The organism is Streptomyces sp. DSM 118878 (genome assembly GCF_052936595.1).
Genome location: NZ_CP193622.1, coordinates 3,561,876 through 3,586,958, shown reverse-complemented (window position 1 = coordinate 3,586,958; position 25,083 = coordinate 3,561,876). Strand labels below are relative to the sequence as shown.

Sequence of the window (25,083 nt, the reverse complement as noted above, 5' to 3'; positions counted from 1 at the left end):
CGCCACCTCGGGGCCGCCACCGGCCTTCGCGGTCGTCACCGCGTCAGTCCTTGTAGGCCTTGGCGGCGGCGGTCTCCAGGACCTTCTGGGTGCCCGCGACGTCCTTCGGGTCCTTCAGGAAGTCCTGAAGCGCCTTCCACTCGCCCTTGCCCGGCGTGCCGCCGAAGGCCTGCGGGGTCTGGTCGGACATGTCGAAGCGGATGTCGTCACCGGCCGCGATCAGGTTCTCGGCGATGTTGCGCTGCACGTCGTTCGGGTACGCCGCCGTGTCCAGGCTCTTGTTCGGCGAGAGGAAACCGCCCGCCTCGGCCCAGATCTTCGCCGACTCGGGCGAGGCCAGGAACGTGAGCAGCGCCTGCGCGCCCTTGCTGTCCTTCAGCGCCACGGCCGCGTCACCGGCGACCACGGCGGGCGACTCGTCGCCGACCGCGGGGAAGGGGAACACCTTGGCGTCCGTCCCCACCTTCGCCTTGGTCTCCGAGATCGCCAGCGAGACCATGTCGCCCTCGAAGACCATGCCCGCGTCGGGCTGGTCGCCGCTCTTGAAGGTCTGCTTCACGGACGCCGGGAACTCGGTCTGCAGCGCACCGGTCGCACCGCCCGCGACGAAGCCCTTCTTGCCGAACAGCTCACCCAGTGTGGTCAGCGCGTCCTTGACCGACGGGTCCGTCCACTTGATCTCGTGCTGGGCGAGCTGGTCGTACTTCTCGGGGCCCGCCTGCGAGAGGTAGATGTTCTCGAACCAGTCGGTGAGGGTCCACGCGTCGGCGCCCGCCACCGATACCGGCGGCACACCCGAGTCGTAGATCATCTGGGCCGTCTTCATGAAGTCGTCCCAGGTCTTGGGCACGCTGACGCCCGCGTTCTCGAAGACCTTCGTGTTGTACCAGACGAGCGACTTGTTGGCGGCCTTGAAGTACACGCCGTACTGCTTGCCGTCGACCGCGCCGAGGTCCTGCCAGCCCTTCGCGTAGTTCTTCTCCAGTTGCTTCTGCGCCTCGGGTCCGACCGGCTTGGCCCACTTGTTCGCCACGGCCTGCTCGATCGCGCCGACCTGCGGCAGCATCGCGACGTCCGGCGGCTGCCCGCCCGCCACCTTGGACTCCAGGAAGCTGATGATGGGGTCCTGCGCGGGCACGAAGGAGACGTTGGCGCCCGTCCTCTTCTCGAACTCGTCGAGGACCTTGAGGAAGACCTTGCGTTCCGTGCCGCCCCACACGGCTGCCACGGAGACGTTCTCCCCGTCCAGCTTCGGCAGTTTCAGCGCCGTGCCGGTGTCCTTGTCCCCGCTCTTGTCCCCGTCGTCGCCCTTGTCGTCGCCACCGCACGCGGTGACGGTCAGCGCGAGGGCGCCCGCGACGACGGCCGCGGCGATCCTGGCGGTGGTACGCCGATGTTGCGAAGCCCTGCGTGTACGAAGAGTGCTGCGCATTACTGCCCCGTTCTCTTCCCTGGCGAGTCCCGTCGCGGTCTGTCTACGCCCGCGCGGGGAGGGGCGGCAAGATGGCCTGCGCTGTCAACTCGTTGATCGTGATGGCGTTGTGACGTGGCGTCATGCCAGGAGAGGCGGTCCTTCTCACAGTAAGGACGGCACCTGCTCCGCCGATACGGAACGCGCGGCGCGCTCCAGGGCGCTCGCGAGCAGGGCGAGGTCGGTGGGGCCGTTGCCCAGCTCGCGCACGGGCCGCCTGGCCGGCGGATCGCCCATCCGCTCCCACTCCAGCGGCACGACCGTGGGCCGCAGCGTCGCCGTACGGGGAATGCGTCCCGTGACCCGCCCCGCCTGGAAGGGCGTGGCCCGGCCGTCCGGGGAGCGCAGCTCACCCCGCCCGGGGGCCGGCTCTTCGGGACCCGCGGTCACCGCGTCGAGGGCCACGCGCAACGAGGCCCGCTGTCCGAGCTCGGTCTCCGGCATCCGCTCGCTGCGGCCGGTGGACGCCACGAGATGCACCCCGAGCCGCTCCCCGTCGCGTGCCACGGCCTCCAGCGCGCGGACGACGGACCCGGCCGCGGGCCGCCCGGGCGAACCCAGGGCGGGCGAGAGCAGCGCGTCGAAGTCGTCGACGAGCACGACCAGCCGGGGCAGCGGCGGCCCCGGCTCCACACGCCGCTGCGCGGCGGCGGGCCGCAGCCGCATCGTGGCACTGGGCGGTGTGTCTATCTCGCCGCCGGTCATCTGGGGCGGTACGGAGGGGGCGTCGGCCGTGCCGGACGGCGACTGCGCGCCGGGCGAGGCGTCGGCGGGCGCTCCGGGAGCCCCGGCGCCGGGCGCCGCGGAAGCCCCGGCCGGGCCCGCCGAGCCGGAGGCGTCGTACGCGCCCGGCACCCCAGCGGTCCCGGAGGTCCCAGCGGTCCCGGTCGGCCCCGAGCCGTTGGCCGCACCGGACACCCTGGCCGCGGACGTCCTGAAGGCTCCGGTGCCGGAGGACGACTGCGACCGCTGGGCCACCATCCGCCCCGACACCTCCCGCTGCGTGTGCCACTCGGCGAAGCCGAGCCTGCCGAGGAGCTCCGAGCGCCGCTTCAGCTCGGCGGCGAGGGACTGGGCGAACTCCCGCATCCGTACGGGGTCGTTGGCCACCACATGCGTCGTGACGTGCGGCAGGTCGGTGCAGACCCCGAGGCCCGCGCCCTGCCGTCCGGCGGTCCCGCCCGAGCCGCCGCTGTCCCGTCCGTCGACGAGGACGATGCCGAGCCGGTCGGGCCGCTCGGCGGCGGCGAGGGACGCGGCGAGCGAGCGCAGCAGCTCGGTGCGCCCGCTGCCCGGCGGGCCCTCGGCGAGCAGATGCGGCCCGTCGGCGGCGAGGTCGGCGACGACGGGGCCGCGCGGCCCCGCCCCGAGCACCGCGAGGGCACGGCCGCCGAGCGCCTCGGGATCGTCGGCGGCCGCCGCCCAGCGCGCCATCAGCGAGGCGGGTGTGGCCCGTGCGAGCCCCAGCTCGTCGAGGAGCCGCGCGGCCTGGGGCAGGGGCGCGGACACGCGCGTGTGCCCCTCGCCGGGAGTGCCGTCCGAGCGCAGCGGCGCCAGGGCCCTCGCGAACCGCTCGGCCCAGGCGGCCGACACCGCGTCCACCGCGGCGACGGTGCCGTGCCCCGCGGGGCTGCCGCCCACCGTCCGCATCAGCCGCAGCGCGGTCGCCACGTCCCCGCTGAGGAGCGCCACGGCTCCGCACGCGCGAAAGGCCGGTGAGACCGCGCAGGCCGCCTCGTACGTCTCCAGGACCGGTGACGCGGGCGAGGCGGCCTCGGTCTCGGCGAGGCAGACCACGTGTATCCCGGCGCGGGCGCCCTCCCCGGCGAGGCGGGTGGTGGCCTCCCGCAGCCCGGCGGCTCCCGGGTCGCCGTCGACGATGACGACCGTGAGCGATTCGGGCGCCCCCGCACCGGCCCCGTCCTCCACCCCGGCCCCGGCCTCGTCGGCGAGGCGGTCGTCGAGGCGGCGCAGGAGCTCGTCCGTGCGGGCCGCGGCCTGCTCGCGGTCGTAGGCGAGGAGGAGCCGGCAGTCCTGGCCGTGCGTGGGGCGCAGATGGGGGAGCCAACCGAGCCAGGCCCACTCGGCGGTGCGCCGCGCGGTGGGGCGGCCCCGGTCCGTGCTGATCAGCACGATCTCCAGGGTGTCGGGGGAGTGCAGCGCGCCGAGCTGTGCGACGACGGCCCTGGCCAGGCCGCTCAGCCGCTCGCGGGGCCCGGCGAGGCCGAGCGCGCCCGCCTCGCGCAGGCTGACCGTGACGGGCACGGCGGGCAGCGGCCCCCGGTCGCCGGGGCCGATCCGGTCGACCGTGCCGAGCCGCACCGCCAGGGCCTCCGGGTGGCCGGGGCCGCGCTCCCAGAGGCGGGGGCCCGGGCCGAGCGCCGTGAGCAGCAGGGCCGCGGGATCGGGCCAGGACTCCGGGGTCCGGGCGGCGGCGGCCACCGCGAGCTCCTCCGGGGTGGGCTCGGCAACCGCGGCGTACTCCTCGTCGGCGAAGCCGTCGTAGCCCCCGTCCTCGTACAGACGCTGTTCATACCTGCCGGCGGCCGCGGCGTCGGTCCGGTCCTGCTCGCCGTCCCTGGCCCCGGTCAGACGCCGGGCCCAGGCGGAGAGGCCGCCGCGCCTGCGCAGGGAGCGCGGCACCGTCGTCCCGCGCGGGGGTGTCCCCGTACGGGAACGGTCGGCGCCGGGCATGCCGCCCTGCGCCGGCACGGCGGCCGGGTCCTGCCCCGCCGGGCCGTACGCACCGCTTCCGTACGGCTCCGGGGGGCCGTATGGCTGGTGGGTGCCGGGCTGCCCCGGTCCGTCGTGCGCCCCCATGGCCGCGCCACCGTCGCCGGCGGCTCCCCAGCTCGCCGAGCCGTACGCGTGGTGGCTGGCGCCCTCCGGGGTCCGGGACGGCGCCCGGAAGGCGGGCTGCGGGTGCTCGGGCGGCCGCACGCGCACGTGCCCCTCGCCGTCGGGGGCCGTCGTGGGGGCCACGCCCGTCCCGGCGGCCGGGCCGAGGGCGCCGTCCGCGAGGCGCAGCGCCGACTCGCCGATCCGGAGCAGGGAGCCGGGGGAGACCGGCACGGGGCGGTCGGTGACCTCCCTGCCGTCCACCGATGTGCCGTTCGTCGAGCCGAGGTCCGCGACGGTGACGCGGCCGTCCGCGGTGAGGGTGACCGCGCAGTGCAGCCGGGAGACGTCGGGGTCGTCCAGCGGGACGTCCGCCTCCGCCGACCGGCCGACGCGGATCTGGCCGCCGTGCAGCAGATGGACACCGCCGGCGTCGGGGCCCGCCACCACGTGTAGCTGGGCCGCGGCCTCGGCCAGCTCGGGTCCCGGCTCGCCGGGGGCGCCCAGGGAGAGCACCGCGCCGTCGATCAGGGGAGGCTCGCCGAGCGTGCACCGCTGGCCGTCGAGGCGCTCGGGGCCCGCGTACAGCACGAGGGGGGTCTCGGCGCCCGCGACGGCCGTGGCGAGGCCCGAGGCCACCGCGGCGAGCGCGGTCCCCGCGGGCGCGGTGACCAGGACGTCGCAGGCGCCCTGCGCCCCGGTCGCCGCCGTGGGGCGGCCTTGCTGCTCGGTCTGGCCGCTGCGCGGCCCGAGGACGGTCAGCCGGATCTGCATCGCCGTCAGCGGTCCCTTCTGCGCTGGGCGCCCGGCACGGGGGCTCGCGCTGTGATTCCCCCCACCGCACACGGGCACGTCGGCCAGTACTGGGGGCATCCTGTCACCTGCCACTGACAACACGCCCGGCGGCCACACGTTTGTGATCTTGAATGGTCGGCTCTGCTCGGAAAAGTGCCTGCTTGGACCGTTGCGGTTATCTCCGGTCGTTCTCGGATGCAGGCCGAACCGGGACCACTCGGCAACCAATGGCCACGGGCAGGCGTCTATCCACCGGACGACGATCAGGAACGCCGCTCACGACGGCTCCGGAACGCCGCGGAAAGAAGAAGCCGGGTGGAATCCGACCGGCCGGTGCCCTGTTCGACGGCACTACAGTGGGTCGGAACACCTTCGGACAGACCCCCCGGGCGGCACCCCCGCCCGGACGGGACCAGCCAGACCAGCAGGGAGCGCATGACGTGCGGCCGGTAGGCAGCAAGTACCTGCTCGAGGAGCCGCTCGGGCGCGGCGCCACGGGCACCGTCTGGCGAGCCCGCCAGCGGGAGACGGCGGGTGCCGAGGCGGCCGTTCCCGGCCAGCCCGGCGAAACCGTCGCGATCAAGGTCCTCAAGGAAGAGCTCGCCAACGACGCGGACGTCGTGATGCGCTTCCTGAGGGAGCGCTCCGTCCTGCTCAGGCTCACGCACCAGAACATCGTCAGGACGCGTGACCTGGTCGTCGAGGGAGACCTCCTCGCCCTGGTCATGGACCTCGTCGAGGGCCCGGACCTGCACCGCTACCTGCGGGACAACGGACCGTTCACGCCCGTCGCCGCGGCCCTCCTGACCGCCCAGATCGCCGACGCGCTCGCCGCCAGCCACGCCGACGGCGTCGTGCACCGGGACCTTAAGCCGGCCAACGTCCTGCTTAAGTGGGACTCCGACGACACAGCGGGCATGCACCCGATGCTCACGGACTTCGGCATCGCGCGCCTCGCGGACTCTCCCGGCCTGACCCGGACCCACGAGTTCGTCGGCACGCCCGCGTACGTGGCTCCCGAGTCCGCCGAGGGCCGCCCGCAGACCAGCGCCGTCGACGTCTACGGCGCGGGCATCCTGCTGTACGAGCTGGTGACGGGCCGCCCGCCGTTCAGCGGCGACTCGGCGCTCGAAGTCCTGCACCAGCACCTCAGCGCCGAGCCGCGCCGCCCCTCCACCGTGCCCGACCCGCTGTGGACGGTCATCGAGCGCTGCCTGGACAAGAACCCCGACGGCCGCCCCAGCGCGGAGAACCTCGCCCGCGGCCTGCGTACGGTCGCCGAGGGCATCGGCGTGCACTCCACCCCGGCGCAGATCGCCGCCGCGGAGGGCGTGGGCGCCCTGCTGATGCCGGACCCGGCACCCGCGGCCGTCCCCGACGCCCCCGGCGCGGCCGACCCCACGCAGGTGCTGCCGAGCAACGCGGGCTCGTACGACCCGAACGCGGCGACCAGCGTCATGCAGAGCACCGGCCACGGACCGGGCCCCGGCGACGCCGACCCGACCTCGGTCATGCCGCCCGTACCGCCGAACGACCCCGGGGCGGACCCGAACGACCCGCACCCCTGGCAGAGCCAGATGCGCGCGGCCCGGGACCGCAACGAACAGACGCAGGTCCAGTCGTACCTCGACCCCAGCCAGGACCCGCTGCGCCGCCGCCCCCAGCGTCAGGTGGCCAGGCCCCAGCAGCAGCCGCCGCAGCAGCGCCCCCAGCAGTACGCGCCGCAGCAGCCCCGTGGGCAGCGCCCGCAGCCGTACGCCGCCGCGCCGCAGCAGCACCAGCCCCAGCAGTACGCGGCGCCCCCGCAGGCTCCGCCGCCCCAGCAGCCCGCCCCGCGCCCCGCGCCCGAGCCGCGCCAGCCCAGGCAGCGCAGCTCCAGCCCGATGAAGATCCCGGGCCTCGGCTGCCTCAAGGGCTGCCTGTTCACCCTCCTCATCCTCTTCGTCGTGAGCTGGCTGGTCTGGGAGTTCAGCCCGCTCCAGGACTGGATCGGGACGACGAAGGGCTACTGGGAGCAGCTCACGGACTGGTACGACACGGTCAGCGGCTGGGCCGGGGATCTCGGCGGCAAGTAGCGGGCGGGCCCGGCACATGGCGGGCGGGTGCCGGAGCGACAGACCCCGGCCGGCGCAATTCCTGGCCGACTCTGGGGATTTGTCGACATCCGCAGAGTGATTTCTGCTCCCGGAGTGAAGGTTGGCGGCAAGGCCGCGTAGTTTTGTCGCCAACACGCATCCGTAGGAGCAGTCTTGACGCGCAAGATCGGCAGCCGGTACACCGCCCACCAGATCCTGGGCCGTGGCAGTGCCGGCACGGTGTGGCTCGGCGAGGGGCCCGAAGGCCCCGTCGCCATCAAGCTGCTGCGCGAGGACCTGGCCTCCGACCAGGAACTCGTCGGCCGCTTCGTCCAGGAGCGCACGGCCCTGCTCAGCCTCGACCACGCGCGCGTGGTGGGCGTCCACGACCTCGTGGTCGACGGAAACGACCTGGCCCTCGTCATGGACCTCGTACGCGGCACGGACCTGCGCACCCGCCTCGACCGCGAGCGGCGCATGGCCCCCGAGGCGGCCGTGGCCATCGTCGCGGACGTCGCCGACGGGCTCGCCGCCGCCCACGCCGCGGGCATCGTGCACCGGGACGTCAAGCCCGAGAACGTCCTCCTGGACATGCAGGGCCCGCTGGGACCCGGCGGTTCGCACCCCGCCCTGCTCACCGACTTCGGCGTCGCCAAGCTGATCGACTCCCCCCGCAGGACCCGCGCCACGAAGATCATCGGCACCCCGGACTATCTCGCCCCGGAGATCATCGAGGGCCTGCCGCCGCGTGCCGCCGTCGACATCTACGCCCTGGCCACAGTCCTCTACGAGCTCCTCGCCGGCTTCACCCCCTTCGGCGGCGGTCACCCCGGGGCGATCCTGCGGCGCCACGTCACCGAGACGGTCGTCCCGCTCCCGGGCATCCCCGAGGAGCTCTGGCAGCTCCTCGTCCAGTGCCTCGCCAAGGCCCCCGCCTCGCGGCTGCGCGCCTCCGAGCTGGCCACGCGCCTGCGGGAGCTGCTGCCGCTGGTCGCGGGGATGCCGCCGCTGGACGTCGACGAGCCGGACACGGAGGACTCCCCGGCCGAGGAGGCGTACGAGGAGTCCGACCCGGAGCCGCGCAAGGCCGCTCCCCGGCGGGGCGCGGTCCCCCTGGTGCCGGGGGCGGCGCCCGCCGACTCCAACCGCGACACGCACACCTCCATGCGGGTGCCGGGGCCCGACGAGCTGGCCGGCGGCGCCCGCGGCACGGCACGCGCCCCGCGGGCCTCGGGGGCGGCACGGCCGGGCTCGGCGAAGCACCGGGCGTCGGCACGGCGCCGGCGGATCACGCTCGGCGTGGCGGGGGCGGTGCTGGTCGCCGCGGCGGCCGTGGGCACGTGGGCGGCCACGTCCGACGGCGAGTCCGCACCCCCGGACACCAGCACCTCGGGCCCTCCGGCCCCCTAGCGGGGCCCCGGGCGGCGCCTTGCCCGTGCCGGGCGGCGAGGCGGTGACCGCTGAGTACCCCGGAGGGAAACGGTTGCAGCAGCCGTTACGCTGGAGTCGTGGCAGTCGTCGATGTATCCGAAGAGCTCAAGTCCCTCTCCTCGACCATGGAGTCGATCGAGGCCGTCCTGGACCTCGACAAGATGAGGGCCGATATCGCCGTGCTCGAGGAGCAGGCGGCCGCTCCGTCCCTCTGGGACGACCCCGAGGCGGCGCAGAAGATCACCAGCAAGCTGAGCCACCTCCAGGCGGAGGTCCGTAAGGCGGAGACGCTGCGCGGTCGCATCGACGACCTCAGCGTGCTCTTCGAGATGGCCGAGGAGGAGGACGACCCGGACACCCGCGCCGAGGCCGAGTCCGAGCTCACGGCCGTCAAGAAGGCGCTGGACGAGATGGAGGTCAGGACCCTCCTCTCCGGTGAGTACGACTCCCGTGAGGCCGTCGTCACCATCCGTGCCGAGGCCGGCGGCGTCGACGCCTCCGACTTCGCCGAGAAGCTCCAGCGCATGTACCTGCGCTGGGCCGAGCGCCACGGCTACCGGACGGAGCTCTACGAGACGTCGTACGCGGAAGAGGCCGGCATCAAGTCGACCACCTTCGCCGTCAACGTCCCGTACGCCTACGGCACGCTCTCCGTGGAGCAGGGCACCCACCGCCTCGTGCGCATCTCGCCCTTCGACAACCAGGGCCGCCGCCAGACCTCCTTCGCCGGCGTCGAGATCCTCCCCGTGGTGGAGCAGACCGACCACATCGAGATCGACGAGAGCGAGCTGCGCGTCGACGTGTACCGCTCGTCGGGCCCCGGCGGCCAGGGCGTCAACACGACCGACTCCGCGGTCCGCCTGACGCACATCCCCACCGGCATCGTCGTCTCCTGTCAGAACGAGCGCTCGCAGATCCAGAACAAGGCGACCGCGATGAACGTCCTCCAGGCGAAGCTCCTCGAACGCCGCCGCCAGGAGGAGCAGGCGAAGATGAACGCCCTCAAGGGCGACGGCGGCAACTCCTGGGGCAACCAGATGCGTTCGTACGTCCTGCACCCGTACCAGATGGTCAAGGACCTCCGTACGGACTGCGAGGTCGGCAACCCCGAGTCCGTGTTCAACGGCGAGATCGACGGTTTCCTCGAAGCCGGAATTCGCTGGCGCAAGCAGCAGGAGAAGTAGCAACCGCCCCGAGCGGCTTTATCGACAAGGCAACTGCCGCCACAAAGGCGGCAGTTGCCTTTTGCGTCACAGTCGTATCTCCGTACGACGGTCAACTGCCTCGATATCGGACATCGCGCCCGCAACGACCTTGACGCTGCTGGGAAAAGTGGAAAGGCTGGCGCGCGGCATGCGTATTCGTGGGGCGTGTGGGATCTGTGGGGGCCGATCGAGCGCCCCGGCGGTCGCCGCCCCGGACGCTGCCTCACTGACGATTAGCTACTGGGGGTAGCAGCCAGATGACGAAGAAGACGCGGATTCGTGTCGCGCGGATAGCCGCCGGTGCAGTGATCGCCGCCGGTGCCTCGCTGACCGCCGCGGGTGCCGCCTCAGCACTCGACGTCGGCGTCGACCTCGGCGGTGTGGGCGCGGGCGCCCACGCGGACGAGAGCGGCGTCGGTGTGGACGTGGACCTGCCGGGCCCGGACGACGAGGGGCCGACGGACCCGCCCACCACGATCCCGACCCCGCCCACGGAGAACCCGACGGTTCCGCCCACGGAGAACCCGACGGTCCCGCCCACGGAGAACCCCACGGTCCCGCCCACCAGCGAGCCGACGAACCCGGACCCCACCGCCCCGCCCACCTCCGACCCGACCGCCCCGGGTGACGGGAACGGCACCGGCGGTGGCAACGGCACCGGTGGCGGCAATGGCGGCAACACCGGCGGCGGCAACGGCGGCGGCAACGACAACGGTGGCGGCACCGGCGGTGGCGGCAACGACACCGACCCCGACGGCGGCTCCAACCCCGTCGAGCAGGGCCAGGGCAAGGACAGCCTGACCGACACCGGCTCCAAGCCGGTCGAGCAGGGCGGCAGCAACGCCGACCAGGGTGAGAAGGGCGAGCTGGCCGAGACCGGCGCCGCCGAGATCACCTTCCTGCTGATCGGTTCCGCGACGATGATCGCCGGCGGCATCGGCTTCCGCCTCCTGCCGCGCCTCGTCGGCAACCGCGGCGCCACCGCCTGACGGTGACGGCTTGACCACGTACGGCGACTGAGCCGGGTGCGGCGACACGCGCGACGTGCGGACATGGAGAAGGGCCCGGAACTCGCGAGAGTTCCGGGCCCTTCCTCGTGCGCCTTGTCTCTGTCTCTGTGCCTCGTGCGGCCTGTCGCTACGCGGACTGGTGCGCCAGCAGCGCGACCGCCGCGATCAGCACCACGAGCAGCGCTATCAGGGCCGCGGGATTGAGCCCCGCGAAGGGCCCGTCCTGCTCCAGTCGCTCGCGACTGGCCCGGCACACAGGGCAGCGGCCTTCGCTCACGGGCGCTGCGCAGTTCGCGCATACCAACCGATCCAGGGTCATGCGCTTCTCCTCCCGCACAGTCTCAGCCTGCCCAACGCTACGGGGAACCCGATCGTTCCCCCTACCACTGTGCCAGCTTCCGCGGATTTCGGCGCGGCCCGTCGCATTCCGACGGTTTCCGACCGATCGACGCGTCACCGTCCCGCCAGGGCATTACCCCATTTGTTCCCCGACTGTGCCGTGACAAATCGTGCAACTCAGGACGCCGACTGCGCTCGCCCACCGGCTTCGCGTATGGTCACGCTCACCTACCCCCGGCAACCCGTGGTGCATCCGTGATCCGATTCGACAACGTCTCCAAGGCCTATCCGAAGCAGACCCGCCCCGCACTGAGGGACGTCTCCCTCGAGATCGAGAAGGGCGAGTTCGTCTTCCTGGTCGGGTCCTCCGGCTCCGGAAAGTCCACCTTCCTGCGGCTCGTCCTGCGCGAGGAGCGCACCAGCCACGGCCAGGTGCACGTCCTCGGCAAGGACCTCGCGCGCCTGTCCAACTTCAAGGTGCCGCACATGCGCCGCCAGCTGGGCACCGTCTTCCAGGACTTCCGCCTCCTGCCCAACAAGACCGTCGGCGAGAACGTGGCCTTCGCGCAGGAGGTCATCGGCAAGTCCCGCGGCGAGATCCGCAAGTCCGTGCCCCAGGTGCTCGATCTCGTGGGCCTCGGCGGCAAGGAGGACCGGATGCCCGGCGAGCTCTCCGGAGGTGAGCAGCAACGAGTGGCGATCGCGCGCGCGTTCGTCAACCGACCCAAGCTGCTGATCGCCGACGAGCCGACCGGCAACCTCGACCCGCAGACCTCCGTCGGCATCATGAAGCTGCTCGACCGGATCAACCGGACCGGCACCACCGTCGTGATGGCCACCCACGACCAGCAGATCGTGGACCAGATGCGCAAGCGTGTCATCGAGCTGGAGAAGGGCCGTCTCGTCCGCGACCAGTCGCGCGGCGTGTACGGATACCAGCACTAGCCGCGAGCTGCGGACACGGGCATCCGACGCCCGTGTCCGCCCGTGTCTCTGATGCACTTGACGCACCTGATCACTCGATGCACCTGATCCACTGAAAGGCGGCCATGCGCGCCCAGTTCGTCCTGTCGGAGATCGGCGTCGGTCTCCGCCGGAATCTCACGATGACCTTCGCGGTGATCGTCTCCGTAGCGCTCTCGCTCGCCCTGTTCGGCGGTTCGCTGCTCATGCGTGACCAGGTGAGCACGATGAAGGGCTACTGGTACGACAAGGTCAACGTCTCGATCTACCTCTGCAACAAGGCGGACGCCGAGCAGGACCCCAAGTGCGCCAAGGGCGCCGTCACGAACGAGCAGAAGGACCAGATCCTCGGTGATCTGAAGAAGATGCCGGTCGTGGACACCGTCCAGCACGAGTCGGCGGACGAGGCGTACAAGCACTACAAGGAGCAGTTCGGCGACTCCCCGCTGGCCAGCTCGCTGACGCCGGACCAGATGCAGGAGTCGTTCCGCGTCAAGCTGAAGGACCCGGAGAAGTACCAGGTGGTCGCCACCGCCTTCTCCGGCCGTGACGGCGTGCAGTCCGTGCAGGACCAGAAGGATTATCTGGACAACCTCTTCGAGCTGCTCAACGGCATGAACTGGGCGGCGGTCGCCGTGATGGCGCTCATGCTCGTCGTGGCGCTGATGCTGATCGTCAACACGGTGCGCGTGTCGGCGTTCAGCCGCAGACGGGAGACGGGCATCATGCGTCTCGTCGGCGCGTCCAGCTTCTACATCCAGATGCCGTTCATCATGGAGGCCGCGGTCGCCGGTCTCATCGGCGGCGGTCTCGCCTGCGGAATGCTGGTCGTGGGCCGCTACTTCATGATCGACCACGGTCTCGCGCTCTCCGAGAAGATCAACCTCATCAACTTCATCGGCTGGGACGCGGTCCTCGCGAAGCTGCCGCTGGTGCTGGCGATCGGCCTGCTGATGCCCGCGCTCGCCGCGTTCTTCGCGCTGCGCAAGTACCTCAAGGTGTGACGGACACGCACAGCGAAACGGGGCGCCGCACGGTTCAACCAACCGTGCGGCGCTTCTGGTTGTCCTAGACTCACCGGCATGTCAGGCCTCGACCGGTTCGTGGACCGGTTCTCACCGCCCCGCCGTGTCCGCCGCGGGGCGACCCTGACGTTGGTGTTCGCGAGTGTCCTCGTCACGGGGGCCGCCACCGGGTCCTGGAGCGACGAGGCCGACGAGGGCCGGAAAGCACCCTCTCCTTCGGTACGTTCGGACGCCGCGGCCCCGCTCGACGGCACCGCCGACGACGCGGCGGACGCCGCCGCCGAGGCCATGGCCGACGGCGAGTCCGCGAAGGAGGCCGCCGAGGAGGCCGTCAGCCGCAGCGGGGACCGCTGGGGTTCGGTGTACTCGCACGGGGAGTTCCAGAAGTTCGAGCAGGCCCTCGACGGTGCCTACACCGGCGTCGGCCTGTGGGCGCGCCGCGCGGCCGACGGGCACATCGAGGTCTCCCGGGTGCGCGAGGGCGGGCCCGCGGCCCTGGCCGGCATCCGCCCGGGCGACCGGCTGCGCTCCGTCGACGGCCGCCGCGTCACGGGCCGCCCCGTCACGGAGACCGTCTCCCTGCTGCGCGGCGACCGCGCGGGCACACCGGTGGAGCTCGGCCTGGAGCGGGGCACGCGCGCGTGGAACGAGACGCTGCGCAGGGCCCGGCTCTCCACGGACTCCGTCACGGTCACCGAGCTGTCCGGCGGCGCGACGCTGATCAAGGTCGACGCGTTCACCAAGGGCTCGGGCGAGGCCGTGCGGGACGCGGTGCGCGAGGCGCCCGACGGCGCGGGCATCCTCCTTGACCTGCGCGGGAACTCGGGCGGCCTGGTGGCGGAGGCGGTCACCGCCGCGTCCGCCCTGGTCGACGGAGGTCTCGTGGCGACGTACGACGTACGGGGCGAGCAGAAGGCCCTGCACGCCGAGCGCGGCGGCGACACCGGCAGACCGGTGGTCGCGCTCGTCGACGGCGGCACGATGAGCGCGGCCGAGCTGCTCACGGGCGCCTTGCAGGACCGGGGGCGCGCGGTCGTGGTGGGCACGCGGACCTTCGGCAAAGGCTCGGTCCAGATGCCGAGCCGCCTCCCTGACGGCTCCGTGGCCGAGCTGACCGTCGGGGAGTACCGCACTCCGTCGGGGCGGGCGGTGGACGGCAGGGGCATCACGCCGGACCTGGAGGCCGAGCACGGGGCCGAAGCGCGGGCCGAGACAGTATTGACTGGCCTCGGACCCCCCTCGTAGTGCGAAAATAGCCGGACTATGGCGAAGGAAAAGGTAAAGCGCAAGGCCGCGAAGGCCGCTGAGAAGGCACCCGCCCGCAAGATGGTCGCGCAGAACAAGAAGGCGCGGCACGACTATCACATCCTGGACACCTACGAGTGCGGCCTGGTCCTGATGGGGACCGAGGTCAAGTCGCTGCGGATGGGCAGGGCCTCCCTCGTGGACGGCTTCGTGCACATCGACCGCGGTGAGGCGTGGCTGCACAACATCCACGTACCGGAGTACGTGCAGGGCACCTGGACCAACCACTCCGCCACGCGCAAGCGCAAGCTCCTGCTGCACCGCGTGGAGATCGACAAGCTGGAGTCGAAGTCGAAGGAGACGGGGCACACGATCGTGCCGCTCGCCCTGTACTTCAAGGACAGCCGGGTCAAGGTGGAGATCGCCCTGGCCAAGGGCAAGAAGGAGTACGACAAGCGGCAGACGCTCCGCGAGAAGCAGGACACGCGCGAGACGAACCGCGAGGTCTCGGCCGTGCGCCGACGCCAGGGCATCGCCTAGCGGCCGTCCGCGGGCCCGTCGGGGCCGCCGGTCCGACGTCCGCGGGAATAGGCTGGCACCGTCGTGCGTTGGTCACGTACGATGGGGCTTGCTCCGCTGGTGACGGGGCGAGCCGGATCGAAGGTCCACTGCGAAGCGGGCCGGAAGATCCACCTTGAAAAATCAACATGGGGATGATCGGTTTCGACAGCGGATGTCGAAGCAGGGGAAGCGTGTCGAGGAAGCGGCAATGATCTCGTAAACCATATGTCGCAAAAAATAATCGCCAACACCAAGCGCGATTCCTTCGCCCTCGCTGCCTAAGTAGCGACTTGCGAAGTGTCAGCCCGGGGGTGTTCCCGACCCGGATCCTGGCATCAGCTAGGGAACTAAACTTCTAGGCCCGGTCACGGGACCTGGAAGGAAATCAAACAGTGACTGGGCCCGTCGGCGACTTGTTCGCGTGATCGCCGGGGCCGAGAAAATCGCAGCGAACTGCACACGGAGAAGCCCTGATTCTGCACCGTTGGACGCGGGTTCGATTCCCGCCATCTCCACAATTCCCATGTGAGGAAGAAGCCCCCTGGTCTCCGGACCAGGGGGCTTCTTCCGTTCTCCGTTCTCCGTTCCGTACGGAGCGGGGTCTGTCGCGATGCGGCCGGGTCGGGGATGCTCCAGGGTCATGAGTAGACCCGTGAGACGCGTCAGCAACCGCATGCGCCACTGGATCTGGCCCGCCGTGCTCGCCGTCGCGGCGGCCGGCCTCTCGTTCGGCCCGCCGGCCGGGGCGGACTCCGACAGGTCCGGGCTCCCCGAAGCCATCGACACCATCCTCGGCGACCCCCGCATGGAGGGCGGCACGGCCAGTGTCGTGGTCGCCGACGCCGCGTCCGGCGACACCCTCTACCAGCACCTGCCCAGCGGGCGCCTGATGCCCGCCTCCAACACCAAGCTGCTCACCTCGGCCGCCGCCATGGAGCTGCTCGGGCCCGACCACCGCTTCACCACCGACGTCCTCTCCGACGGCCCGCGGCGCGGGAACGTACTCCACGGAGACCTGTATCTGCGCGGCACAGGCGATCCGACGACGCTCGCCAAGGACTACGACGGCCTCGCCGCGAAGATCGCGGACTCCGGGGTCAGGCGGGTCTCGGGGCGCCTGGTCGCCGACGACACCCGCTTCGATGCCCACCGCGTCGGCGACACCTGGGGCGGCGACGACGAGTCCGCGTACTACGCGGCGCAGATCAGCGCCCTCAGCGTCGCCCCCGACACGGACTACGACACCGGGACCGTCATCGTCGAGGTCTCGCCGGGCGCGAAGGCGGGGGCGAAACCGCGCGTGAGCGTCACGCCGAAGACGGACTACGTGGACATCGACCTGCGGGCGGCCACCGTCGCCGCGGGCGGCGACGACACCATCGCCGTGGAGCGGCGGCACGGCGAGAACACCATCACCGTCAGCGGCACGGTGCCGGTCGGCGGGGCCACCACCAAGGAGTGGGTGACCGTCTGGGAGCCGACCGGGTACGCCGCCGCCGTCTTCCGCGACGCGCTCGCCGCGCACGGCGTGAAGGTGAGCGGCCCGACCAGGACCGGGACCGCCGCGCCCAAGGGCGCCAAGAGGCTCGCCTCGCACGACTCCATGCCGGTCAAGGACCTCATGGTCCCCTTCATGAAGCTGTCCAACAACATGCACGCGGAGTCCCTGACCAAGGCGATGGGGTACGAGGCGACCGGGCGGCCGGGCAGCTGGGGCGACGGGATCGCCGCGATCCGCGGCTATCTGAAGACGGCCGGTGTCGACCCCGCCAAGATCCGCCAGGTGGACGGCTCCGGGCTCTCGCGCAAGGACAACGTCGCGGCCGAGCAGTACATCGGGCTGCTGCGTTCGGTGAAGGGCGAGCCCTGGTTCGACGACTGGTACAAGTCCCTGCCGGTGGCGTGCGCGCCCGGCAAGTCCGACGGCGGCACGCTGCGCTCGCGGATGTGCGGGACCCCGGCGGCCCTCAACGTCCACGCCAAGACCGGCTCGCTGACGGGGGCGTCCGCGCTGTCCGGCTACGTGAAGGACAAGGACGGGCGCGAACTGGTCTTCAGCATCATCCTCAACAACTACCTTCCCTCCTCGGTGAAGGCCCTGGAGGACGCGATCGTGGTGACCCTGGCCTCCTCGACCGCGGACAGGGCCGAGCCGGTCAGACCCCGCTCGGTACGCGCGGCCGATCAGAACGGCGACGTGGAGTGCTCGTGGCGCAAGCCTGCGCGCTGCTGAGCAGCAGGGCGGTGCAGGCGGCGGCGACCGGCACCCAGTAGCCCGCGGCGGGGCCGAACCGCTCCACGGCCCAGCCGCCGCCCGCGGCACCGCACGCGATGCCCCCGAGGATGCCGGTCACGGCGAGGGTCATGCCTTCGTTGAGCCGCCCCTCGGGGGTGCGGCGCTGGACCAGGGTCATGCCGGTGACCATCGTGGGGGCCGTGGCCATGCCGGCGACGAGCAGGGCCAGGGAGAGGACGATCAGCGAGTCCGTGACGGTCGCCGCGAGCAGCGGCAGCGTCATCAGGGCCGCCATCGCCGCGCCGCACAGCAGGTGCCTGCGCACCAGCGGGCCACGCGGTTTCGCGGCACCGTAGACGAGCCCAGCCGCGCAGGAGCCCGCGGCCTGGAGGGCGAGGACGACACCCGCGGCGGCCTTGTTCCCCTGGGCGTCGGCGAAGGCGATGGTGACGACCTCCAGGGAGCCGAACACGGCACCGGTGGCGAGGAAGACGACAAGCAGGGCGGGCATCCCGCGCGCGCGAAGGGGCGATCGGGTGCCGTCGGCGGCGTCCGTACGCCCTCGCGGCGGAGGTTCCGTCGCCCGCTGGGCGGCGAAGACGAGCACCCCTGTCACCAGCAGGACCACGCCGATCAAGGTGCCCGCCTGCGGAAAGAGCGCACCGCAGAGGAAGGCGGCGAGGACGGGGCCGAGCATGAAGCAGAGCTCGTCGGCGGCCTGCTCGAAGGAGTTGGCGGTGTGCGTGGCCCCGGCGTCGCCCTTGAGGAGGTGGGCCCAGCGCGCCCGGGACATGCCGCCCGTGTTCGGGGTGGTGGCCGTGGCCGCGTACGAGGCGAAGAGCGTCCAGTCGGGCGCTCCGTAGCGCACGCAGAGCAGCAGCGAGAGCGAGCCGAGCGCGGCGATCACGGTGGCGGGCACGGCGACGCGCGCCTGTCCGTACCGGTCGACGAGCCGCGCCGTCCAGGGCGCGACCACGGCGGTCGCCGCGAGGCCGGTCGCGGTGACGGCACCGGCCAGGGCGTACGAACCGCGGGCCCCGGAGATCATGATGACGGCGCTCACGCTGAACATGCCCATGGGCAGCCGGGCGATGAGGTTGCCCGCGGTGAAGGCGGTGGCCCCGGGTATCGCGAAGAGGGCGGCGTAGGGGTTGCGGGGGCCGCGGGGCGGGCCGCCCGCGGGCACGCCTCTTCGGCGGGAGAGAAGATTCGGCATGGGTCTCACCCTGGCCGGGGGCCCGTGCCGGGGTCCAACACCTTCTCCGTACCGATTCACGCACCGGCGTTGTAAGTTCCTCCGGTGATCGAGGTTCCGGTGATACGACCATCAGGCCCCCGGCGGGGCGACATCGACCCCCGGCTGTTGCGCGCCTTTCTCGCCGTGGCGGAGGAGCTGCACTTCACGCGGGCCGCCGCCCGGCTGTACGTGGCGCAGCAGGCGCTGAGCCGTGATGTGCGCCGCCTCGAACGGGAGCTGGGCGCGGAGCTCTTCTCGCGCACGACCCGGCAGGTCACGCTGACCGCCGACGGGGAGCGGCTCCTGCCGCACGCGCGGCGTGTCCTCGCGGCGCAGGACGAGCTGGTCGCCGCGTTCACCGGGGCCGAGCGCCCGCTGCTCGTCGATCTGAACAGCCCGGGCCTCGTCTGCGGACGGATCCTGGAGCGGGCCCGCGAGCTCGCCCCGGAGTGCGAACTGATGGCCCGTTACGAGAGCGGCCTCACCGGCGCCGCCGCCGACATCATCGCCGGGCGCCTCGACGTCTCCTTCGGGAGGTACGCGGGACTGGACCCCGCGCTGCGCTCCGCCCTCGCCCACCAGCCCGTGCGGTACGAACCGATGGCGGTGCTGCTGCCGGAGGGCCATCCGCTGGCGGGGCTCGACGCGGTGCCGCTGGCGGCGCTCGCGGGGGAGACCGTGTACGCGGGGGCCGGAAACCCGCGGACGCCGGAGTGGACCGATCTCGCGCGCCGGCTCTTCGAGGGGCGTGACATCGGCGTCGCCGAACCGGCGCCGCTCGCCGTGGGGCCGGAAGAGTTCGGTCGGGTCATGGCGAAGAAGCGGAATCCAGTCTTGGCGGTGGTGGACTTTCCGGCCATGCCGGGCGCCGAACTGCGGCCGCTGGTCGAACCCGTTCCGCTGTCACCGCTGTCCCTGGTGTGGCGGAAGGGGCTGAGTCATCCGGGTCTGACGGCGCTCCGGACCGCCGCCGCGGAGCTGTCGGCCGCCGAAGGGTGGCTGCGGAAACCCGCGGACGGCTGGGTTCCGGCCTTGGACGCACGCGCCATGACGGAGCCGCCGGGCGAGCAGGCGAGGTGAGTTGTGCAACCGTTATCGGCGCAACAGGTGTCGGCGGGCTCGCGAGGGGCGTGGAAATATCCCCGCATGGCGGGGTAGTTCGGGTGCCCGTGCCCGGCGCCCGGCCGACCGCACCCGCCGCGCGGACGGCGGAACTTCGCTCGGGCGAACGACTGTGTGCCGTGTGCGCGAATGGATGTGGGCATGACAGTTGGCAGGTGCTAACGAACCGTGTGCTGGGTTCCGTAACCGACTCGACGCGATACGTGACCACCTCCTAGGGTGGATTCCTCAACCGGCCGCAACACGCGTGCTGATCACGCGCGTTGCAAGTGCGGACGGATCACGCGTCAGGCGGCGGGGCCCCACACCTGCCGGGAGTTCGTTTTGCTTCGCAAGAAGACCGCGCTGCGTTTCGCCGCGCCCGTCGCTGTACTCGCCCTCGCCCTGACCGCCTGTGGCGGCGGTGACGACAAGAAGTCCGAGGACAAGAAGGCGGACGCGCCCAAGTCCGACTCGGCCAACTCGGACTCGGCCAACTCCGAGCCCAAGCAGCCCTCCGCGCTGAAGCCCGGCGAGAGCACCACGGGCAAGAGCAAGGAGGGCGACGACATGGTCACGTACGACATCGCCGCCCAGAAGGTCGACCTCAGCACGGAGGCGGAGACCGCGAAGCTGGTCTCCGACCCGAAGAAGGCCAAGGGCCTGGTCGCCGCCGTCGCCCACGTGAAGTACACGCACAAGGCGGGCGCCGCGCTCGCGGACGTCCCGGACGTCGGCGACGGCGCGGAGGTCTACGCCGACGGCGCCCGCGGCGGCCTCCTGATCGGCGCCTCCGAGGACGCCGCGGGCTGCGAGGACGAGCTGGAGCTGGAGGGCTGGAAGAAGGGCGAGAGCCACGTGCTCTGCCAGACCTACCTGGTCCCCACCGGCACCAAGGCCCTTGAGGTCCACTGGACGCCGGAGGACAGCGAGAACGAGCCGCTGATCTGGAAGTTCCCCGCGAAGTAACCGCGCCCCGCCGCGGGCCGGCGGGTGCACGGGGCGGATGGCCGCGCATCGGGTGGTGACGATGCGCGGCCGTTTCCCGTCGTCCGCCGCGTGTCGGTGGGCGGGGTCACGCGCGCCGCGCCGTGCGGCGGCTCTGGCCGAGGACGACGCTGCCGATCACCAGGACCAGGCCGCCGAGCTGCCAGGCGGTGAGGGTCTGCCCGAGGAGCAGCAGGCCCGCCAGCGTGGCGACGACCGGGTTGGTCAGGCCGAGGAAGGAGACCGAGGAGGCGGGGAGGCGTTCGATGCCCCGGAACCAGAGGGCGTACGCGAGGGCCGTGCCGATGACGCCGAGGTAGACGTACCCGGCGACGTTGGCGCCGGTGAAGTGGTCCGGCAGCCCCTCGGCGGTGAGCGCGACGGGGGCGAGGACCAGGCCGCCCGCGGTCAGCTGCCAGCCCGTGAGGGCGAGCAGGGAGACGCCTTCGGGGCGCCCCCAGCGCTTGCTGAGGACCACGGCGAGGGCCATCAGCGTCGTGGCCGTCAGCATCGCGACGAGGCCGGCGAGGTCCACCGTGGCGCTGCCGCGCAGGACCAGGAGGGCGACGCCCGCGACACCGACGAGGCCCGCGAGCAGCGTACGGCGGGTGGGCCGCACCTTCAGGACGCCGACCCCGAAGCCCGCGACGAGCAGCGGCATGACGGCGCTGACGGTGGAGGCGACGCCGCCGGGCAGGTGGTAGGCGCCGAAGAAGAGGAGCGGGAAGAACGCCCCGAAGTTGAGCAGCCCCAGCACGCCCGCCTTCCACCACCACTCGCCGCTCGGCAGCCGCCGGGTGAGGGCGAGCAGGATCAGCCCGGCGGGCAGCGCGCGCAGGGCGGCGGCGAGCAACGGCCGGTCGGCGGGCAGCAGTTCGGTGGTCGTGACGTAGGTGGTGCCCCAGGTCGCGGGGCCGATGGCGGCGAGCACGGCGGTCCCGGCGGCTCCGGCGAAGGCGCGGGGCGCTGTCGCGGGACCGGGGGTCGCCGGGCGGCTCGGGGCGGAGACCGGCCGGGCCTTGCTGGTGTGGATGGACATGACGTTCCCCCTCGGAAACCCTCAACGCTGGTATTCTCAACGTTGAGATAAATATGGAGCGCTGGTCTGCGAACGTCAAGTATCTGAACGTTGAGAGATTGGATTTCGGGTGAGCGGCAGCCAGGAGAACGCCGGAACGGCGGACGCGATTGACGAGCTGCGCGGTCAGTGGCGCCGGGAGCGCCCGGACCTCGACCTCGCGCAACTGGACGCGATGGCGCTGGTGGGCCGCATCAAACGGGCCGACCACCTGCTGAGCAAGGGCATGAAGAAGGTGTTCGCCGAGTACGGTCTTGAGTTCGCCGAGTTCGACGTCCTCGCCACGCTGCGCAGGGTCGGCGCCCCGCACGAACTGACCGCCGGCGGCCTCCTGAAGACCGCGATGGTCACGTCCGGCGCCATCACCAACCGCCTCGACAAGCTGGAGCGCAAGGGGCTCATCGAACGCCGCCCCGACCCCGCGGACCGCAGGGCCATCCGCGTCCGCCTCACGGACACGGGCCTGGACCTCGTCGACCGGGCGGTCGCCGATCACATCGCCAACGAGGAGCGGATGCTGGCGGCTCTGACGCCGGAGGACCGCGCGGCCGTCGACGGGGTGCTGCGCAGGCTCCTTGTGTCCCTGGGCGACACGCACCTGGGCTGAGGCACTCGGCGGATCACCCTCACCACCCCGCCCCACCCCGAGTGAGAGCAACGTTCCCCCGTGGTCACTGGAGGCCACAGCGTGGAAACGGGGGCTTCCTACCGTCGGGAACCGGCGTTGGTCGACGGTGTGGAGGCTGGGATGTGGATCGAGCGGTGGGAGCCCGAGGACGAGAGGTTCTGGAAGGAGGAGGGCGGGGAGCGGGTCGCCCGGCGGAACCTGGCGTTCTCCGTGCTGTCCGAGCACATCGGCTTCTCCGTGTGGAGCCTGTGGTCCGTGATGGTGCTGTTCATGGGGCCGGAGTACGGGATCGACGCCGCGGGGAAGTTCTTCCTGGTGTCGATGGCGACGCTCGTCGGGGGCGTCGTGCGCGTCCCCTACACCTTCGCCGTGGCCCGCTTCGGCGGACGTGCCTGGACGGTCATCGCCGCCTCGCTGCTGCTCGTGCCCACCGTCGCCGCCTTCGTGGTGATGGAGCCCGGCACCTCCTACACCACCTTCATGGTGTGCGCGCTGCTCACCGGCGTCGGCGGCGGCAACTTCGCGTCCAGCATGACCAACATCAACTCCTTCTTCCCGCTGCGGAAGAAGGGGTGGGCGCTCGGGCTGAACGCCGGGGGCGGCAACATCGGCGTACCCGTCGTGCAGCTCGTCGGACTCGCCGTCATCGGGGCGAGCGGCGGCCCGCGTGTGGTCCTTGGGATCTACATCCCCTTCATCCTGCTGTCCGTGCTGTGCGCCGCGCGCTACATGGACAGCATCTCCTCCGTACGCAATGACACCGGCGCCGCCAAGGCCGCCGTGCGGGAGCCGCACACGTGGGTCATGGCGCTTCTGTACATCGGGACGTTCGGGTCGTTCATCGGATACAGCTTCGCCTTCGGGCTCGTCCTCCAGACCCAGTTCGGGCGTACGCCGCTGGAGGCCGCCCAGCTCACCTTCATCGGACCGCTGCTCGGCTCGCTGATCCGGCCCGTGGGCGGGCGGCTCGCCGACCGGTTCGGCGGGGCCCGCATCACCCTCGGGAACTTCCTCGCCATGGGGGCCGCGACCGGCGTCGTCGTCATCGCCTCCATGCGGGAGTCGCTGCCGCTGTTCGTCGGCGCCTTCATCGCCCTGTTCGTGCTCACCGGGCTCGGCAACGGCTCCACGTACAAGATGATCCCGGGCATCTTCCAGGCCAAGGGTGAGGCGCTCGGGCTGACGGGGGAGGCGGCGGCGGCCTACGGACGGCGGCTCTCCGGGGCCTCCATGGGGCTCATCGGCGCGGTCGGCGCGCTCGGCGGGCTCGGCATCAACCTCGCCCTGCGGCAGTCCTTCCGGACAGTGGGGTCCGGGACCGGGGCGTACGTCGCCTTCCTCGCCTTCTACGGGGTGTGCGCGGTCGTCACCTGGGCCGTGTACCTTCGCCGGCGGCCCACGGCCGGCCGTAGGGTTCCCGGTACGGACACGGACACGGAGGCGAAGCCGCGGCTCAGCTACGCCGAGGTGTGACGTAACACGGCGGACATCACCGTGAACCGGGCCCGTCACGCGCCGTTGGCACGCTCGGCGCGGACGACGGCCCTGTCCGCCGCCCAGAAGCCGAACCTCCCCCTCCAGCCACCAGCCCCGCGGGATTCAGACGAGACGGACCCCATGCACGCCACTCCATCGAACGACCCGAGCCCGGCCGCGAAGGCGGCGCACGGGCCCCTCGCCGGGTTCACCGTCGGCGTGACCGCGGCCCGGCGCGCCGACGAACTCGGCACGCTCCTCCAGCGGCGCGGCGCCACCGTGCTGCACGCGCCCGCGCTGCGCATCGTGCCGCTCGCCGACGACAGCGAGCTGCTCTCGGCGACGAAGGGGCTGATCGACCACGCCCCGGACATCGTCATCGCCACCACCGCGATCGGCTTCCGCGGCTGGATCGAGGCCGCCGAGGGATGGGGATACGGGGAGGCGCTCCTGCGCTGCCTGCGGGGCGTCGAACTGCTGGCCCGCGGCCCGAAGGTGAAGGGTGCCGTACGGGCCGCCGGGCTCACCGAGGAGTGGTCACCCTCGTCGGAGTCCATGGCGGAGGTGCTCGACCGGCTGCTCGGCGAGGGCGTCGCCGGGCGGCGCATCGCGTTGCAGTTGCACGGGGAGCCGCTGCCCGGCTTCGTCGAGTCGCTGCGGGCCGGGGGAGCGGAGGTCGTCGGGGTGCCCGTCTACCGGTGGCTGCCGCCGGAGGACCTCGGGCCCGTGGACCGTCTCCTCGACGCGACGGTCGGGCGGGGCGTCGACGCCCTGGCGTTCACCAGCGCGCCCGCCGCCGCGTCGCTGCTCTCGCGGGCGGAGGAGCGGGGCATGGTGGACGAGTTCCTCGCCGCCCTCGGCCATGACGTGCTTGCCGCGTGCGTGGGGCCGGTGACCGCGCTGCCGCTCCAGTCGCGGGGCGTGGACACCGTGCGGCCCGAACGCTTCCGGCTCGGCCCCCTCGTCCAGCTCCTCTGCCAGGAACTGCCCTCCCGCGCGCGGGTGTTGCCCGTCGCCGGGCACCGCGTGGAGATCCGGGGGCACGCGGTCGTCGTCGACGAGGAGCTGCGGGCCGTGCCGCCCGCCGGCATGGCCCTGCTGCGGGCCCTCGCCCGCAGGCCCGGCTGGGTGGTGGCCCGCGCGGAACTGCTGCGGGCGCTGCCGGGAACGGGCCGCGACGAGCACGCGGTGGAGACGGCGATGGCCCGCCTGCGCACGGCACTGGGCACCCCGAAGCTGATCCAGACGGTCGTCAAACGGGGCTACCGCCTCGCCGTCGACCCGGCGGCGGACTCCAAGTACGCCGACTGACCGGCCCCCGGGGGCCATCAGCCGGCGTCTCGCCCGGTGGCAGGGGTTCCGGACCCGGCGGGGGAGAGGCA

19 protein-coding genes and 1 other RNA gene are annotated in these 25,083 nt (G+C 72.2%); 15 read left to right on the top strand and 5 right to left on the bottom strand.

The window, feature by feature from the left end:
• Positions 1 to 43: 43 nt before the first annotated feature.
• Positions 44 to 1,432, bottom strand: coding sequence for an ABC transporter substrate-binding protein (locus ACRAKF_RS15765; protein ID WP_447037790.1), 1,389 nt, complete (start codon positions 1,430 to 1,432; stop codon positions 44 to 46).
• Between the two features lie 144 nt (positions 1,433 to 1,576).
• Positions 1,577 to 5,083: an FHA domain-containing protein gene (locus tag ACRAKF_RS15760; RefSeq protein WP_447037789.1), complete on the bottom strand. Its 3,507-nt coding sequence runs from the start codon at positions 5,081 to 5,083 to the stop codon at positions 1,577 to 1,579.
• A 461-nt stretch (positions 5,084 to 5,544) separates the two neighbouring features.
• Between ACRAKF_RS15760 and ACRAKF_RS15755 the strand changes: the two genes are divergently transcribed.
• The 4 genes from ACRAKF_RS15755 (at position 5,545) to ACRAKF_RS15740 (ending at position 10,804) form a co-directional block, all read left to right on the top strand.
• Positions 5,545 to 7,179 carry a serine/threonine-protein kinase gene (locus ACRAKF_RS15755; RefSeq protein WP_447037788.1) on the top strand — a complete coding sequence of 545 codons (1,635 nt, stop codon included), beginning with the start codon at positions 5,545 to 5,547 and terminating at the stop codon, positions 7,177 to 7,179.
• Between the two features lie 174 nt (positions 7,180 to 7,353).
• A complete protein-coding gene (locus tag ACRAKF_RS15750; RefSeq protein WP_447037787.1) occupies positions 7,354 to 8,589 on the top strand; it encodes a serine/threonine-protein kinase in 1,236 nt (411 codons plus the stop codon).
• A gap of 98 nt (positions 8,590 to 8,687) precedes the next feature.
• A complete protein-coding gene (prfB, locus tag ACRAKF_RS15745) occupies positions 8,688 to 9,794 on the top strand; it encodes a peptide chain release factor 2 (RefSeq protein ID WP_447037785.1) in 1,107 nt (368 codons plus the stop codon).
• A 278-nt stretch (positions 9,795 to 10,072) separates the two neighbouring features.
• Positions 10,073 to 10,804 (top strand): hypothetical protein, encoded by a 732-nt coding sequence (locus tag ACRAKF_RS15740; protein WP_447037784.1) that lies wholly within the window; start codon positions 10,073 to 10,075, stop codon positions 10,802 to 10,804.
• Between the two features lie 148 nt (positions 10,805 to 10,952).
• Here the strand turns inward: ACRAKF_RS15740 and ACRAKF_RS15735 are convergent, their stop codons facing one another.
• On the bottom strand, positions 10,953 to 11,144 hold the full coding sequence (locus tag ACRAKF_RS15735; RefSeq protein WP_447037783.1) for a hypothetical protein: 192 nt from the start codon (positions 11,142 to 11,144) through the stop codon (positions 10,953 to 10,955).
• Positions 11,145 to 11,419: 275 nt separating this feature from the next.
• On the opposite strand from ACRAKF_RS15735, the gene ftsE reads away from it, so the two are divergent.
• From ftsE to dacB, 6 genes are all read left to right on the top strand, one after another.
• Entirely contained in the window at positions 11,420 to 12,109 is a 690-nt protein-coding gene (ftsE, locus tag ACRAKF_RS15730; protein WP_030788113.1) for a cell division ATP-binding protein FtsE, read from the top strand.
• A 104-nt stretch (positions 12,110 to 12,213) separates the two neighbouring features.
• Positions 12,214 to 13,131 carry a permease-like cell division protein FtsX gene (gene ftsX, locus ACRAKF_RS15725; RefSeq protein ID WP_369214949.1) on the top strand — a complete coding sequence of 306 codons (918 nt, stop codon included), beginning with the start codon at positions 12,214 to 12,216 and terminating at the stop codon, positions 13,129 to 13,131.
• 78 nt (positions 13,132 to 13,209) lie between these two features.
• Positions 13,210 to 14,397, top strand: coding sequence for a S41 family peptidase (locus tag ACRAKF_RS15720; RefSeq protein WP_447037782.1), 1,188 nt, complete (start codon positions 13,210 to 13,212; stop codon positions 14,395 to 14,397).
• 18 nt (positions 14,398 to 14,415) lie between these two features.
• Positions 14,416 to 14,937, top strand: coding sequence for an SsrA-binding protein SmpB (smpB, locus tag ACRAKF_RS15715; RefSeq protein ID WP_447037780.1), 522 nt, complete (start codon positions 14,416 to 14,418; stop codon positions 14,935 to 14,937).
• Between the two features lie 169 nt (positions 14,938 to 15,106).
• Positions 15,107 to 15,476: a transfer-messenger RNA gene (gene ssrA / locus ACRAKF_RS15710) on the top strand.
• 122 nt (positions 15,477 to 15,598) lie between these two features.
• Positions 15,599 to 17,191: a D-alanyl-D-alanine carboxypeptidase/D-alanyl-D-alanine endopeptidase gene (gene dacB / locus ACRAKF_RS15705; protein WP_447037779.1), complete on the top strand. Its 1,593-nt coding sequence runs from the start codon at positions 15,599 to 15,601 to the stop codon at positions 17,189 to 17,191.
• On the opposite strand, the gene ACRAKF_RS15700 is transcribed toward dacB, so the two are convergent.
• Positions 17,115 to 18,410: an MFS transporter gene (locus tag ACRAKF_RS15700; RefSeq protein ID WP_447037778.1), complete on the bottom strand. Its 1,296-nt coding sequence runs from the start codon at positions 18,408 to 18,410 to the stop codon at positions 17,115 to 17,117. The two genes, dacB and ACRAKF_RS15700, sit on opposite strands and share 77 nt — an antisense overlap.
• Positions 18,411 to 18,494: 84 nt before the next feature.
• Here ACRAKF_RS15700 and ACRAKF_RS15695 point away from each other — a divergent pair, with 84 nt between their 5' ends.
• Both ACRAKF_RS15695 and ACRAKF_RS15690 read left to right on the top strand, forming a co-directional pair.
• Positions 18,495 to 19,511, top strand: coding sequence for a LysR family transcriptional regulator (locus tag ACRAKF_RS15695; RefSeq protein WP_447037776.1), 1,017 nt, complete (start codon positions 18,495 to 18,497; stop codon positions 19,509 to 19,511).
• 366 nt (positions 19,512 to 19,877) lie between these two features.
• Positions 19,878 to 20,501 (top strand): hypothetical protein, encoded by a 624-nt coding sequence (locus ACRAKF_RS15690; protein WP_447037774.1) that lies wholly within the window; start codon positions 19,878 to 19,880, stop codon positions 20,499 to 20,501.
• A gap of 106 nt (positions 20,502 to 20,607) precedes the next feature.
• On the opposite strand, the gene ACRAKF_RS15685 is transcribed toward ACRAKF_RS15690, so the two are convergent.
• Entirely contained in the window at positions 20,608 to 21,558 is a 951-nt protein-coding gene (locus ACRAKF_RS15685; protein WP_447037773.1) for an EamA family transporter, read from the bottom strand.
• A gap of 109 nt (positions 21,559 to 21,667) precedes the next feature.
• Here ACRAKF_RS15685 and ACRAKF_RS15680 point away from each other — a divergent pair, with 109 nt between their 5' ends.
• The 3 genes from ACRAKF_RS15680 (at position 21,668) to ACRAKF_RS15670 (ending at position 25,012) form a co-directional block, all read left to right on the top strand.
• A complete protein-coding gene (locus ACRAKF_RS15680; protein ID WP_447037772.1) occupies positions 21,668 to 22,204 on the top strand; it encodes a MarR family winged helix-turn-helix transcriptional regulator in 537 nt (178 codons plus the stop codon).
• A 141-nt stretch (positions 22,205 to 22,345) separates the two neighbouring features.
• Positions 22,346 to 23,698: a nitrate/nitrite transporter gene (locus ACRAKF_RS15675; RefSeq protein WP_447037771.1), complete on the top strand. Its 1,353-nt coding sequence runs from the start codon at positions 22,346 to 22,348 to the stop codon at positions 23,696 to 23,698.
• A gap of 144 nt (positions 23,699 to 23,842) precedes the next feature.
• Positions 23,843 to 25,012, top strand: a complete 1,170-nt coding sequence (locus tag ACRAKF_RS15670; RefSeq protein ID WP_447037770.1) for a uroporphyrinogen-III synthase — start codon at positions 23,843 to 23,845, stop codon at positions 25,010 to 25,012.
• Positions 25,013 to 25,083: the final 71 nt, after the last annotated feature.

Bases quoted from the DNA above. Each gene is read 5' to 3' on its own strand.
- ACRAKF_RS15765 (WP_447037790.1), bottom strand. From the start codon at position 1,432: ATGCGCAGCACTCTTCGTACACGCAGGGCTTCGCAACATCGGCGTACC.
- ACRAKF_RS15760 (WP_447037789.1), bottom strand. From the start codon at position 5,083: ATGCAGATCCGGCTGACCGTCCTCGGGCCGCGCAGCGGCCAGACCGAG.
- ACRAKF_RS15740 (WP_447037784.1), top strand. From the start codon at position 10,073: ATGACGAAGAAGACGCGGATTCGTGTCGCGCGGATAGCCGCCGGTGCA.
- ACRAKF_RS15735 (WP_447037783.1), bottom strand. From the start codon at position 11,144: ATGACCCTGGATCGGTTGGTATGCGCGAACTGCGCAGCGCCCGTGAGC.
- ftsX (WP_369214949.1), top strand. From the start codon at position 12,214: ATGCGCGCCCAGTTCGTCCTGTCGGAGATCGGCGTCGGTCTCCGCCGG.
- ACRAKF_RS15720 (WP_447037782.1), top strand. From the start codon at position 13,210: ATGTCAGGCCTCGACCGGTTCGTGGACCGGTTCTCACCGCCCCGCCGT.
- smpB (WP_447037780.1), top strand. From the start codon at position 14,416: ATGGCGAAGGAAAAGGTAAAGCGCAAGGCCGCGAAGGCCGCTGAGAAG.
- dacB (WP_447037779.1), top strand. From the start codon at position 15,599: ATGAGTAGACCCGTGAGACGCGTCAGCAACCGCATGCGCCACTGGATC.
- ACRAKF_RS15700 (WP_447037778.1), bottom strand. From the start codon at position 18,410: ATGCCGAATCTTCTCTCCCGCCGAAGAGGCGTGCCCGCGGGCGGCCCG.
- ACRAKF_RS15685 (WP_447037773.1), bottom strand. From the start codon at position 21,558: ATGTCCATCCACACCAGCAAGGCCCGGCCGGTCTCCGCCCCGAGCCGC.
- ACRAKF_RS15675 (WP_447037771.1), top strand. From the start codon at position 22,346: ATGTGGATCGAGCGGTGGGAGCCCGAGGACGAGAGGTTCTGGAAGGAG.
- ACRAKF_RS15670 (WP_447037770.1), top strand. From the start codon at position 23,843: ATGCACGCCACTCCATCGAACGACCCGAGCCCGGCCGCGAAGGCGGCG.